At 57.2% G+C, this 12939-nt stretch carries 11 protein-coding genes; 3 read left to right on the forward strand and 8 right to left on the reverse strand.

The genetic code is table 11. From position 1 onward, the window contains the following. Positions 1-291 precede the first annotated feature (291 nt). Both K1Y02_00005 and K1Y02_00010 read right to left on the reverse strand, forming a co-directional pair. The gene (locus tag K1Y02_00005) at positions 292-1725 is read right to left on the reverse strand and encodes a hypothetical protein (protein MBX7254708.1); all 1434 of its coding nucleotides are present in this window, start codon (positions 1723-1725) and stop codon (positions 292-294) included. Next, positions 1725-2330 (reverse strand): hypothetical protein, encoded by a 606-nt coding sequence (locus K1Y02_00010; protein ID MBX7254709.1) that lies wholly within the window; start codon positions 2328-2330, stop codon positions 1725-1727. The genes K1Y02_00005 and K1Y02_00010 overlap by 1 nt, the downstream gene beginning before the upstream one ends. 651 nt (positions 2331-2981) lie before the next feature. Between K1Y02_00010 and K1Y02_00015 the strand changes: the two genes are divergently transcribed. The 3 genes from K1Y02_00015 (at position 2982) to K1Y02_00025 (ending at position 5852) form a co-directional block, all read left to right on the forward strand. Next, on the forward strand, positions 2982-3323 hold the full coding sequence (locus K1Y02_00015) for a P-II family nitrogen regulator (GenBank protein MBX7254710.1): 342 nt from the start codon (positions 2982-2984) through the stop codon (positions 3321-3323). Positions 3324-3585: 262 nt separating this feature from the next. Then, on the forward strand, positions 3586-4914 hold the full coding sequence (locus K1Y02_00020; GenBank protein ID MBX7254711.1) for an ammonium transporter: 1329 nt from the start codon (positions 3586-3588) through the stop codon (positions 4912-4914). A gap of 155 nt (positions 4915-5069) precedes the next feature. Beyond that, complete coding sequence (locus K1Y02_00025; GenBank protein MBX7254712.1) at positions 5070-5852, forward strand: hypothetical protein; 783 nt, start codon at positions 5070-5072, stop codon at positions 5850-5852. A 486-nt stretch (positions 5853-6338) separates the two neighbouring features. On the opposite strand, the gene K1Y02_00030 is transcribed toward K1Y02_00025, so the two are convergent. The 6 genes from K1Y02_00030 to tadA form a co-directional block, all read right to left on the reverse strand. Beyond that, positions 6339-7049 (reverse strand): hypothetical protein, encoded by a 711-nt coding sequence (locus K1Y02_00030; GenBank protein ID MBX7254713.1) that lies wholly within the window; start codon positions 7047-7049, stop codon positions 6339-6341. Beyond that, positions 7046-7672, reverse strand: a complete 627-nt coding sequence (locus K1Y02_00035) for a hypothetical protein (protein ID MBX7254714.1) — start codon at positions 7670-7672, stop codon at positions 7046-7048. The genes K1Y02_00030 and K1Y02_00035 overlap by 4 nt, the downstream gene beginning before the upstream one ends. Beyond that, on the reverse strand, positions 7669-8247 hold the full coding sequence (locus K1Y02_00040) for a sigma-70 family RNA polymerase sigma factor (protein MBX7254715.1): 579 nt from the start codon (positions 8245-8247) through the stop codon (positions 7669-7671). Before K1Y02_00040 ends, K1Y02_00035 begins: the two co-directional genes overlap by 4 nt. A 157-nt stretch (positions 8248-8404) precedes the next feature. Next, positions 8405-9802: a cysteine--tRNA ligase gene (gene cysS, locus K1Y02_00045; protein ID MBX7254716.1), complete on the reverse strand. Its 1398-nt coding sequence runs from the start codon at positions 9800-9802 to the stop codon at positions 8405-8407. Between the two features lie 167 nt (positions 9803-9969). After that, entirely contained in the window at positions 9970-11001 is a 1032-nt protein-coding gene (locus K1Y02_00050; protein ID MBX7254717.1) for an HDOD domain-containing protein, read from the reverse strand. A 12-nt stretch (positions 11002-11013) separates the two neighbouring features. Next, entirely contained in the window at positions 11014-12900 is a 1887-nt protein-coding gene (tadA, locus tag K1Y02_00055; protein ID MBX7254718.1) for a Flp pilus assembly complex ATPase component TadA, read from the reverse strand. Between the last annotated feature and the right edge of the window lie 39 nt (positions 12901-12939).

The raw sequence follows: 12939 nt of genomic DNA on the forward strand, positions 1-12939 counted from the left end.
TTGTAGCAGGCCAGGCACAATCCATGGCTGATTTCCTGCGAACGTCTTGCTTCTGCCGGGATGTCCGGCAGTTGTGCCCCACACCAGGAACAGACTCTCTTCATGCGGCAAGGCTCATGGCATAACCGCAACTTCTAGCACGTGAGCAATTTGCGTCGGCGCTCTATCGCGCCCATGCAAATTGTGGATTATCGGGCTTCTCACAGGCGCGCTTGATAGCGAACGGAAGCACGTTTCTCCCGTGCCTTACTCTGTCTCCGGTTGTGCGGTTGGCGTCGGCAGCCTGGCCGCTCAGATGACTTCCCACTCGCTCTCATGAGCGGCTCCGTAAATGCGGCGCCGATCGGACTCCAGAACGCGAGGACGCTGCTGCAGGGCGGTATCGATGTTCGGAAAACCGTCGAATCGAGCGCGAGCTTTCTGGTAGCGGGCCACAATATCCAGATGCAGAAGCAGGCGCGCCGTGCGCATCTGTCGCTGCGTGGAACAGTAAATTACAAGCCCGCTTTCTATGGCATGCCGCAGGCTATCCGTGAGCGCTTTGGGACGTTTCGAATCGATTTCCGACCATCCAAATAGATCCAGGTCCTTCGCGCCTTCCGGTCGCGCGCCTGAACTCATTTCGAACTCTGTCCCCAACCGGTCATAGACTTCCAACAATCGATCCAGCCAATGAAAGATGGCGCGATAACCTTCTTCTTCGACATCCAGTTCAATGCGCGCTTCGTCGATCGTGTCGAACTTCTGTTGAGCCAAATAGGCCTGCCGCTCGACATTCTCTTCGGGAATCATACGGACGCGCGCCTTTTCCGAAGCGTCGCCGTAGTTGAAGCTCTCCAGGATCGTGGGAATTGTGAACTTTGCGCGGGACAGCAATCCGAATTCACGCAACAGAGGCGCGGTCAATGCGTCCTGTTCGAAAAGGGCTTCGACCGGCGAGTACGGTGCGAATAGCGCGGCATTCCAATCGCGGTGCAGCGAAGCAAAGAAAGCGGTCAGACGTTTGCCGCATCCTGGTGCGGGCGCACCTGCCGTGCTCGAAACGACGCGGTCGAACTTCTCTGCCAGCGACCAGTCGGGTCCTCGCAATACGTCATGCTCTATCAAATAACGCAACGCAACCAGCCGGTCAAGTGCCACGCCAACGACATCGGGTCGTGCTTGCCATTCGACTTCAAGAGTCTCAGACCAGCGTTGAATCCACTCGCGGAGCAAGCGGGCCGCGTAACTGCGGGGTTGACGCCGGATTTCGTCGAGTTCACCGTCGGCTACGCTCGAACGGTGCAACACGTCTCCGAATTCCTGAACAAACTGGGACGGCGTATCGGCATAAACCAGAAGATCGTCGGTCGTCGCGTCGTACAGGTACGAACGGAACAGGTCCGTGATAAACGCGTAGGGGGCGCGAAACAGACGGTTGTTGTTGACCAAGGCTCGCGTGACCTCGCAAAAATCCAGGCCTCGCTTTACCACTGCGCCCGGGGGATCGAGCACACCCGGAAGCACGAAGTAGCAGATCACGGCGTTTTGGTCATTGTGCCGCAATACATACGAGATAGTCGTGGGTTGACCGGGCACGGCCGCCGGCTCGATGTCCTGACTGTCAGACCAGCCCAGAAGCGACAAAAACTTCTCCGCAAACCGGTACTGATCGTCCCGAGTGGACTTCGAGAGATTCTCCCACCACGATTCGCACAGCCTCTGAATTCCGTTCGTCGGTTGCATCACGCCACGCCTTTGCCTTTGCGGACGAGGTACCCGGCGGCTTCGATACGCCGCCATATCACATCGTCCCGTCTACCCAATATGTCAACCCCTTCCCGCAGGTACGGGTCGAGGGTTACCCCCTTATCCGACAAGAGTCTCAGGAACTCTTCGCGAGTAATAGATTCCGCTTTGAAGCCATCCGGGAGGACAAGATTCCCGTCGGCCGTGCTGGCAGTGACCACCAGCACCCGTTTCATCGCCTCATTCAGAAACGCCAATTGCACCGTGGGCTCAAGCGCCAACGAACCTCGCAGCCGGTCAATCTCGGTGCCTGCCTTCAAGATCATCGTGCGCAATTCCGAGAACAGAGGAAATTGCGTGTCGACCCGGTAATACGTTCGATTGCCTTCGGCATGCCGGTACAACAGATTGATAGATGAGAGGCGTTCTAGCTCACGCTGTACAGCGCGAATGGGAAGACCTGTCGCCGCCTCGATTTGGCGTTGATAGTACGCGCGCGTGGGATCGACCATGAACAACCACAGCACCGTGATCCTCGCACCTGAGGCAAATAGGGCTGTCAGGCTCTCGTCGATGGTCGTCTGTATCGCTTCAGCGGGCATTCTAACGTGCGCTTTATGTGGATTCTGAACGGCGTTGTTTTGTTCTTATTTGTCGAGTTTCGCTTGATCTTGACAAAAGTATACTCTTGGTAGTCAATCATGTCAACAATAAAGATCGTTTGTATTTTCTTGGCGCGCCTTTAGTTCCAAATGTGCGCCAATCGATTCGGATTCTGAGTACAAAGTTATCCACAAGTACTCGATTGACAACGACACCGACCCATTTGACGCGGCAAGGACCGGGAATTAGCAGGCGCATAGCCTATCTCGGGCCGCAGTCCTTCTGATAGGCATCGCCAAGGGACCGGTGGATGCATTCGCGTAGCCTCAACTGACGAAACCTACATTTAGGTACAGTCTGGTAGAGAACACCTGCATGGAAGTTACCGTTCTGTAGGGTTGCTTCGGTGGAAGTCTCCCGTACGCTAGAACAAGCGGTGACGTTAAACACATCTGCCTTTTCTATCGCAACTTCGCGAGGGACTATGGGTTAGCTATTCAGGCGCCACCTCAGTGAGGCGGGCTGTGCCTTTATTCGAACGTAATTTGGCACAGCGACTGCATATCGGAGCCCCCATAGTGTCTGAGCGTTCCCGCCCTGCGGAGGGACGCTACAAAGGGAAGTAGTAGAGAAACGGAGAGGGCCTCACTGTGCGCAAAATCGAAGCCATTATCAAGCCGTTCAAACTGGAAGAGGTTAAGGAAGCTCTTTCGGGTGTAGGCATCCAGGGGTTGACCGTGACCGAAGTCAAAGGCTTTGGCCGTCAGAAAGGGCACAAGGAGTTGTACCGCGGCGCCGAGTACGTCGTGGAATTCCTGCCCAAGGTTAAGCTCGAAATCGTTGTCTCCGACGACAAGGTGAAGGATGTCGTTGCCGTGATTTCCAAGGCCGCGTCCACGGGTCGAATCGGCGACGGGAAGATTTTTATCGTCCCGATCGAAGAAGCAATCCGAATTCGCACGGGCGAATCGGGAGATGTGGCGCTTAGCTAGCGCCGGACTCACCTCGTGATGCTTCGCGTTTCCGAGACTCACATTCGCGGACATTAAGTGCTGAGAGACTGAGAAAAAACCGAGAAGGAGGCGTTCCCCTTGCGCCCAGCGTGGCCGGGCGACGCGGAGTCAAGAAGGAGGAGTTATGTTGAGCACAGAACGAAGGAAAAGAGAAGAAGGAGGAGGTCGTCTAGCGATGCGTAGAATCCACCCGTTCACCGGCGTCGGCATGATACGGTTCGTGGCAGTATGTCTGCTGTTCATGGCCGTTGTGGCTGGACCCATGATTGCGTTTGCCCAGGAAGCTCCGCCCGCGGAGGCGGCCGCGGCTGAGGCCGCGCCTGCGCCGACAATTGACAGCGGCGATACGGCATGGTTGCTAACGTCGACTGCGCTCGTCCTATTCATGACAATACCCGGTCTGTCGCTATTCTACGGAGGCTTGGTCCGGACAAAGAACGTGTTGTCCGTTCTGATGCAGTGTTTCGCGATTACGGCCCTCGTGACTGTGCTTTGGGTCATCTATGGCTATACGATGGCTTTTGATACGACCGGCATGGCGAAGGGTGTCATGAATCTGAATTCGCTTGTCGGTGGATTCTCCAAGCTCTTCATGAAGGGCATTGACGCAAGCAGCGTGACGCTGACGATCCCGGAAACCGTATTTGCCTGTTTCCAGTTGACCTTCGCGATCATTACTCCCGCCCTTATCGTGGGGGCATTCGCCGAACGCATGAAGTTCTCCGCGGTCCTCGTCTTCACGACGCTGTGGTTCACCTTTGTCTACGTACCAATTTGTCATATGGTGTGGGCAGGTGACGGGTCTCTTATAGGCAGCCACTGGGGCGTGCTTGATTTCGCGGGTGGCACAGTCGTCCACATCAACGCCGGTATTGCGGCACTGGTCTCCTGTATTCTGATAGGCAAACGGCTGGGTTATCCGACGACGCCGATGGCTCCGCACAATATGACCATGACTGTGACTGGCGCCGGTATGCTATGGGTCGGCTGGTTCGGGTTCAATGCGGGTAGCGCGGTCGCCGCAAACGGCTCCGCAGGCATGGCGATGCTGGTCACTCAGACCGCTACTGCGATGGCGGCACTCACCTGGATGTTCATTGAATGGTTCAAGCACGGTAAGCCGAGCGCGTTGGGTACAGTCACTGGCGCGGTCGCAGGGCTGGTAGCCATCACTCCTGCTTCGGGTACCGTTGGCCCGCTGGGCGCACTGGCAATTGGGTTTGCCGTGTCTGTCATCTGCTTCTTCGCGGCAACCACCATGAAGCGCGCACTGGGATACGACGACTCTCTTGACGCCTTCGGCGTGCACGGAGTTGGCGGGTTTGTGGGCGCGGTGCTGACCGGCGTGTTCGCGTCCGACGCTTTGGGCGGTCAGGTTGCCGGCCTCAATATCGGTTCGCAGGTAGTCGCCCAGTTGATGGGTGCCGGCCTTACCATCGTGTACTGCGGAATCGTGAGTGCGGTCATACTGAAAGTCGTGGACCTTATCATCGGTTTGCGCGTGGACGAGCAGGAAGAGACCCAGGGTCTCGATCTTACGCTCCACAACGAAGCTGGTTACAATCTCTAGCTCGAATTGCGAATTGAGTAGCACTACAAGGGCGGACGTCGAAAGGCGTCCGCCCTTTGTCATTGAGTGCCAAATGCCTGGTGAGTATCCCGTTTTTCCGGTTTTTAGCTCTGGGCTATGATATACTTGGTGTAAGGCTAAAGGAGGGTATTCCAATGCGTTTGTGTGCGATCGCTCTCGGCGGTCTGTTCCTCGCCGTGAGCCTATCCGGCTGCCTCGTTGACATGATGGCTTCGACGGCCATTGAAGGCACATTGCAGGCCGAGCAAATGTCGACCTACAAGAAGACGCTCGACAACGTCAAGGGCGATACTTCCGAGCTCGAGTTGACCAAGGCCATTCAGGCGTACCAAGCAGAGAACGGGAAAAACCCGGCCTCGTTGCAGGATTTGGTTCCCTCGTACTTCACCGTCCTTCCAACCAAACCCGACGGAAGCCAATTTGACTACGACCCGGCAACCGGCCGCATTGGCGGTGGACCCTCTGCGATGATGAATGCAGCCTCTGCGAGCAGCAGCGCCTCCGATCAGGCGAAGCTCCAGCAGATTCGCGAAGCCATTGGTAAGTTCGCCGCGGCTACCGGTTTCTATCCGGGCAATCTGCAGCAACTGGTACCCGTGTATCTCCCCTCTTTGCCCAAGGAAGCCAACGGGAACGATTTCACGTACGACCCGTCCACGGGTTCGGTGAACTCGGCAGCCCAGGCACGAGCCGCCAGGCAGGTTCTGAGCGGTCAATCGCTGCAACGTCAACCGATGGGCGGTGGCGGCGGACCGATGGCCGAAACCATGACGGGTATCGGTATCTCAAACCAACTCGACAACATGAGTTCAGCCGGTTCAAGCGCGGTCGGTACTCGTGTTCGGGGCGACGCTCGCGGTATCGGTCAGGAGCATGACCAACAGCAGCAAGCCGCGATGGACAACCTGGGCCTGTGAGGTAGGGGCTAGGGTTTAGGGTTTGGGGTCTGGCGAGTTGCGTTTGAGGCTCGTGCCGGTGAGGGCGTGGTTGTGTCTTCTCGGACCATCAATGCCCAATTCGTACTACAACCAGTCATTTTCTTTGTTTTTTCGCAGAAGTTGGTCTCCAATACGATTCATTTCCGTCTCTTCAAAATATGGACTCGTCCGCAGTTCCCCGTGCTCCCAGTGTTCCCCGTGGTTTGAAGTCATTCGAGCCTGATTGTTCCTTTTATCGGAGTTCATCGGAGTTCATCTGTGGTTGAGTTCCGTTTGGTTACGGCTATGCTGCGCTGTGAAACTCGCAGCCAACACAAAGTATCACGGCATTACCTCAGAGTCTTGCACGTGAGTGTATCGAAGAATAACCTTCTGCGGCGTCAACACCCAAAGACGAGAGACATCAGAACTCGATAGAGACCAATAGCCTGCGGTTTGTCAATCCCAGACCCCAGACCCCAAACCCTATTCTCCCTTGGGCGGCGGGGGAGGGGGTAGCGCTTCGTTGGGTAGCGGTTGTGGCGGCGGACCGTTATCCGGCGCTTCACCACGGATGCGGCGTGGCCGCTCGCCGGGCCGGCGGTCCGGTCCAAAGCCAGCGGGGTCGCCTCCTTCATCGCGCAGACGCATGAGGCGTTCGCTGCCCAATTCCTTGGCGCGTTGGATCAAGCGCTTCATGTGGTTTTCGAAATCCATAATGAAAACATACAATTGGGCTTGCTGTTTGGGTGTCATGCCTTCGGCTACGCTCTTGAAGGCATTCTGACGCATTTCCGCCTGTTTCTTATCAAGTTCAACTACCGCGCTGAGCTTTTTCTGAAGGACATCGTCCGCCGCGTTCGTTGAGATAGCCTCTTTGAGTTCTTTGAACGCGCGGTTTCTGTCGGCAATGATTCCTTCGATCGCTTCCCTGTGCTCTCCGAAGCGCCGCATCATGATCACGGTTTGCTCGTCCGTGAGATTCAACTCCCGGGCAATGCGCGCCATCATTACCGCGTGCACTAGTTCCTTGACGTCGCGATCATTCCAGTCGGAAGGCAACCCGGGTCCGGGCGCCTTGTCCGCAGGCGCCCTATGGGGTGGCTTAGGTTGGTCAGGCTGTTGCCCATGTACTGCCGCCGCCGCTAGGACGAATGCGGCAAGAATGCCTATCCATATCGTTCCCCGTTTACTCATATCGATCGGCTCCCTTCCGCATACTCGGCAAGCAAGGCTTTGAAAGCCTGCAACTCGGAATCGCTCAGCGAGTTCAGCATTGAATCCAAATCCGCGTTGGCAGTGTATGAATCTTCTTCTTGTTCGAGTACTTCGACGCTGGCTAGCGTGTCTTCATAGTCAATCTGGGGACTGTCAGGGTATAGACTTCCGGGATCGTCCGGCGGTACGGGTTCGGCGCCTTCAATCGGGAGCGGTCCATGTTCCGTCGAGACGCGCGCCAAGTGCGGATTCCCGTCAAGACTGTCCTTGGATTGCCCCATACGCGCGAAGAGCGTCACTGCAACGGCCATGACGACGATAAACCCGAGTCCTGCCAATGCCCATGCTACTCGTCGTGGGCTAAACCACGGGATTCCCGAGGCCTCGGCCTCTTCTCGCGCGTGGGCCAGCACGCGGGTTGCAAAGGCCGGGGACACTTCGGGAGCGGGCAGGCTTCTCAGGTGCTCGGAAAGGGCAGCGAACTGGGCATAACGTTGCGCCGCCTCCGGGTCTCCCCGCAAGACTTGTCCTACCGAGGCGGGATCGTCGGATTCGCCATCGAGGTAGGCGGACAATTCTTCGTTGATGAAATCGTTGTTCATAGGAGTTCACCCCCCAATTCAATCAATCGGAGCCGGAGTTGTTCACGAGCGCGCGCCAACCGGCTCTTCACGGTACCTTTCTGGCATTGGACAACTGAAGCAATCGCCTCGTAATCCATCCCTTGCATTTCCCGGAGGATGAGAATCTCCCGGTGTTCGGGAGACAAGTCCTCCAGTGCGCGCTCGATTAATCCTTCAATTTCCTTGTGCCGGGCGACCGCGTCGGGGCGGTGGCCCACGTCCTCGACCACCACTTCCGAATCGTCTTCGCGCGTCATCGAGAGAACTCTGCCGCGACCTCGGCGAGCCGAGTCGCGCAGAAAGTTCAGTGTGAGGTTCCGCGCCATTCCGAAGAGGACCGTCGAGAATTTGGCATCGGGGGTGAGCCGCTGCAGATAGCGGTACAGCCGGACAAAGCTATCCTGGGCGATATCCTGGGCGTCTTGTTGGGAGCCAACCATCCGGTAGCAGAAATGTACCAGCGGACGTTCGTACCGATGGACTAACTGCCCAAAGGCGTCCATGTCGCCCGAGCGCGCTCGCGCCACCAATTCCCAGTCTGTCAGGTCACTCATCCGTCGCGGCGCCTCGACCTCAACGTATTCAACACCAAGGAGAGTGTGAAGTTCCGCCCCGTGCGCCGGGAGGTCCTACCGGATACGCGGCACCCTTCCCCAATGAACAGAGTCTAACACAGGCAACAGGAAACCGGCGCCATATGAAGTCGTTATTTTACGCGGGCTTAACCCGGGGGCCGTCCGCCGTGTCTTCGAGAATCCAACCTTTTTCGGTCAATTCGCCGCGGATGGCGTCGGCGCGCTTGAAGTCTTTATCGCGGCGGGCCTGCTGACGTTCTTTGACCAGGTCGAGTACCCACGCCGGTGTCTCCGCCTTGGCGGGGGCGGCGAACAATCCTGTCACCCGGTCAAGCCGGTCCAGGAGGGCTAGCGCCCGCTGGGCGCCGCCGGCGCCGAGTTCGTGTTTGTCCAGAATTCGGTTGACCTCGCGGACGAAATCGAAAACGGCAGCAATCGCCCCGGAGATGTTGAGGTCGTCGTCCAATGCCTCGCCAAATGCGAGCTCGCAGTTGGCCGCTTCTTGTTCGATGTCGGAACCTTCGCCGCGGACCTCTTCGAGTCGTATACGGAAATCACGGATCCGCCGCAACGCTTCGCCGGCCGCTTCCAATCCGTCGAACGTGAAATTACTGGGTTGGCGGTAGTGGGTCTGAATCAGAGCCCAGCGGATGGCTTTGGGATCGTGACCCTTTTCAACCAAGTCCCGCAGGGTGTAGATGTTCCCCAGCGACTTCGACATCTTCTTGCCTTCAACGAACAGATGCGCGCTGTGCAGCCAGTAGCGCACGAAGGGCTTACCCGTTGCCGCCTCCGATTGCGCGATTTCGTTTTCGTGATGCGGAAACATGTTGTCGATGCCGCCGCAATGGATATCGAACGTCTCGCCCAAGTACTTCATGCTCATGCAGGAGCATTCGATGTGCCAGCCTGGCCGGCCCTTGCCAATTTCAGTTTCCCAGAACACCGCGCCGTCGTCTTCGTCGTAGGCTTTCCAGAGGGCGAAATCGCGGGCGTCTTCGGTTTCGTATTCATCGGAATCGACGCGGCCACTGGCCCCAGTCTGGAGCTGTTGCATATCGAACTTGCTGAGTTGTCCGTAGTGTGGAAACGTGCTAAGCCGGAAGTAGATGCTTCCATCCACTTCATAGGTGCAACCCTTTTCACGCAACGTTTTGATGATATCCACCATCTCCGCGATGTGGTCAGTTGCCGCCGGATAATGCTCCGCGCGCTCGATGCCCAGCGTGTCGAGATCTTCGAAGAACGCCTGTGTATAGCGGCCGGTCAGGGCCTTGAGCGATTCGCCGGTTTCGCGACAAGTGCGGATGATCTTGTCCTCCACGTCGGTGAGGTTCATGACGTGCGTGACCTTGAAACCGCGGTACTTGAGGTGACGGCGCAGCAGGTCTTCAAAGAGGAACGTGCGCAGGTTGCCGATGTGCGCGAAGTTGTAGACCGTCGGGCCGCAGGTATACATCCGCACCTCGCCCGGAGACAGGGGCGTGAAGACTTCCTTCGTGCGTGTCAGCGTGTTGTGATAACGAATCGGCATAACGTACCCCGAGACTCCTGATCGTGAAATCGTTGCGTGAATCCGCGAATTCTAGCCCGCAAGTTGCGCCGGCGCAAATTGCCCACGTGCAAGACGCTGAGGTAGTGCCTTGAGGGCGTCGGTCAATCCCCCCCGGGGGCAGAGTCGTTGACTAGACGGAGGCGAGCCTAAGACTCGGCAGCGGAGCTAATCTCCAGCATAGGCGCGAGCTTCTCTTCGATGTCGACGCGCAAGGCCGCGAGCTTGATGTCGTTCAGTCCCAGCGCATGGGCCGAGGGGTGCGCACTCACGGAAACTGCGGGCTCTCGTGTGCCAAATCCGGAGACTTCGGCGATGAGCTCTGCCAATGCAACCGTGTGGACCATCGGAAGGAGATCCTTCGATGGCGTCGAAGCCGGGGATTTGTGGAAGAAGGTCGTGAACGCGAATTCCGGCGGCAGTTTCCATTTGGCCGTGACGTGCAGCCCGATGAAGGGCGCCAAGCGCGATTCGACCTCGAGCAGGAGCTTGGGGTTGTCGCGCAAACCGGCCAAAGGCCCCTTGTAGCGATTGCTGACCACTTCAAGTATTACAAGCTTTCCGACATCGTGAACGAGTCCTGCCACAAACAGCGATTCGGACCGGGGCAAGGCAAGAATGTGTGCCAACTCCGACGCGCAATACGCGGTGGCCAGAGCGTGCCGCCAGAGTGTGCGCATGCGATCGCGGAAGAGCGCATTGCCCGTTATGTAGAGTTTCCCGTTGGCTACAGCCTGTACCGCGTTCGAGATGGTCTTAAGCCCCAGACGCGCGCACGCGGCCTTGATGTCCGTGACCGGCTGCAAGCCGCCGAAGGTGACGCTATTGGCAAGCCGCAAGAGCTTGATAGTCAGGGTCTGATCTTCACTAACAACAGCGGACAAATCGGACAGCGATACATTGATGTCGCGAACCAAAGTCAGAATTCGCTGGGAGAACTCGGGGAGAACCGGAAGACTCTCGATAGCCCTGGGCATCTCGGCGAGGATGGCTCCCGTCATGGAATCTGGCTGGGCGAAATTGCGGATGTCTTCCCATCCCGCGATCGGAGCCGCAGTCTCGTCCAATAGGCCTTCCGCCACAAGGGGATTCAGGCAGGTACGGCAGACCACCAGCCGATGGGCAGTGCCGCCCTTTGCTTCTTCGACGAATTCGGCATTGCAGTAGGGACAGATAAGCATTGTGACAATCTTTCAGTGGGTCATGGCAAGAATATTGCGTAAAGGCCGCATCTCGAACACGCGAGGCGTCTGACGCAGCGCTTCTTCAAATGTGGTAAATCCGCGGATGACTTTCGCTACTGCGTCTTCACGCATACTGATGAGCCCCGTGGTGTCCGTACTGATCTTGCGGATTTCGAACGCAGGGCGTTTAGCCAAAATTGCCGCGCGCACATCCTCATTGAGGATCAACAACTCGTAAACGGCTATCCGTCCGTGGTATCCCGTGTAATTGCAGTGCTTGCATCCCATGCCGCGCGCAAACTCGAACTCGCGCACATCTTCGACGCGTAATCCCAATCGGTCCAATTCGCGGACTTGCGGAACGTAGGGCGCCGTGCAGTGGGAGCAAATGCGCCGGAGCAGACGCTGAGCCAACACGGAGATGACCGTAGACGAAATGAGAAAGGTCTCGATATCCATGTCAATCAGTCGCAGAAGGCCGCCGATGGTATCTTCCGTATGAAAAGTCGAATAGACCTTGTGTCCGGTGAGGGCCGCTTGGATGGCCGTTTCGGCGCTTATACGGTCGCGGATTTCGCCCAGCACGATGATGTCGGGATCTTGGCGGACGATTTCACGCAAGGTGCTCTCAAAGGTCCTGCCGACTTTGTCGAATATAGAGCACTGAACAAGACCATCGATCATGTATTCAACCGGATCTTCGGCGGTAATGATCTTTACGTCGGTCTTGTTGCTGTATTCGAGGCTGCTGTAGAGCGTGGTTGTCTTACCCGAACCCGTGGGGCCAGTGATGAGCACGACGCCGGTGGGCACGTCGAGGACATCGTCCCTGAAGCGCTCCATCATTCTCGGATTCATGCCCAACTCATCCAGGCTTACCAAGCCGGACTGCTTGCTAAGCAGCCGCAGTACCACGCACTCGCCGTGTACGGTAACGTAGACGGAAAGCCGTAGATCGTATTCGCGTCCGCCAACCTCAAATAGAAATCGTCCCCCCTCGTGACGCTGGTGTTCTGTAATGTTGCATTCCGCAAGAATCTTGATGCGCGACACAATCTTGGGCAGTAGGTCGCGCGGAAGATCCGTCTTGTACACAAGCACCCCATCGATGCGATAGCGCAACCGGATGCGGTCGGACATCGGCTCGATGTGGATATCGCTGGCTCGATCCTGAATGGCTTGGCTGACAATGTGATCGACGAGTTTTGTTACGGAATCTTCGGCGACCTCAATCGATTGTCCGCGGCCTTTGTCCTTGTCCGTGCGGAACTGCCTGAAGTCCTCGATGGCTTGCCGTATCGCGTCGGCGGGTCCCAGGGCCAGCGAGAAACTTTCCTTATACAGCTCTTGTACCGCGGAGAGCGCGGCGGTGTCTTGCAGATCCGTGACGACGACTGTGGTTATTCCCGAATCGCTTCTGGAAAAGGGGAGGATTTGATTGCGTTGCAGGTAGTCTGGAGAGACACCACGGAGCAGTCCCGTTTCGATGATGGCGAATTCCGGCTCGATATAGGGTACGCCGGCTTGCGTTGCGAGGTTTCGGAGAAGAGTGCGTTCGTTGATTGCGCCGGTGGCAATGAGAGCGGCTCCGAGTCTGATTCCCCGTTCTTGCTGTGTAACGAGAGCCGTGTCGAGGTCTGTTTTGCTAACCAGGCCCTGTTCGACCAGCATCTCACCGAGGCGCATGCCGCTGCCGTGTTTCTTGATGGCATCGGAGATGTTGCGCTTGCTGGCGTATCCCAGTTCGATGAGAATATCGCCGAGCTGGCGGGGTTGTTCCAGTAGGCTTTGAACGCGCAATGCGCGTTCCAGTTGCTGCTCATTGAGCACACCTTCGCGCAGCAGGGCCTCTCCCAAGAGAGACGGCCGATGGTGTGACTCTTTCGGAACCCCCATGCAAAGTCCTCCCTCACCATATCCACGGCCTACATATCA

The sequence above is a fragment of the Candidatus Hydrogenedentota bacterium genome, assembly GCA_019695095.1.
GTDB lineage: Bacteria > Hydrogenedentota > Hydrogenedentia > Hydrogenedentales > SLHB01 > JAIBAQ01.

Bases quoted from the DNA above. Each gene is read 5' to 3' on its own strand.
- K1Y02_00005 (MBX7254708.1), bottom strand. From the start codon at position 1,725: ATGCAACCGACGAACGGAATTCAGAGGCTGTGCGAATCGTGGTGGGAG.
- K1Y02_00010 (MBX7254709.1), bottom strand. From the start codon at position 2,330: ATGCCCGCTGAAGCGATACAGACGACCATCGACGAGAGCCTGACAGCC.
- K1Y02_00020 (MBX7254711.1), top strand. From the start codon at position 3,586: ATGGCCGTTGTGGCTGGACCCATGATTGCGTTTGCCCAGGAAGCTCCG.
- K1Y02_00025 (MBX7254712.1), top strand. From the start codon at position 5,070: ATGCGTTTGTGTGCGATCGCTCTCGGCGGTCTGTTCCTCGCCGTGAGC.
- K1Y02_00030 (MBX7254713.1), bottom strand. From the start codon at position 7,049: ATGAGTAAACGGGGAACGATATGGATAGGCATTCTTGCCGCATTCGTC.
- K1Y02_00035 (MBX7254714.1), bottom strand. From the start codon at position 7,672: ATGAACAACGATTTCATCAACGAAGAATTGTCCGCCTACCTCGATGGC.
- K1Y02_00040 (MBX7254715.1), bottom strand. From the start codon at position 8,247: ATGAGTGACCTGACAGACTGGGAATTGGTGGCGCGAGCGCGCTCGGGC.
- cysS (MBX7254716.1), bottom strand. From the start codon at position 9,802: ATGCCGATTCGTTATCACAACACGCTGACACGCACGAAGGAAGTCTTC.
- K1Y02_00050 (MBX7254717.1), bottom strand. From the start codon at position 11,001: ATGCTTATCTGTCCCTACTGCAATGCCGAATTCGTCGAAGAAGCAAAG.
- tadA (MBX7254718.1), bottom strand. From the start codon at position 12,900: ATGGGGGTTCCGAAAGAGTCACACCATCGGCCGTCTCTCTTGGGAGAG.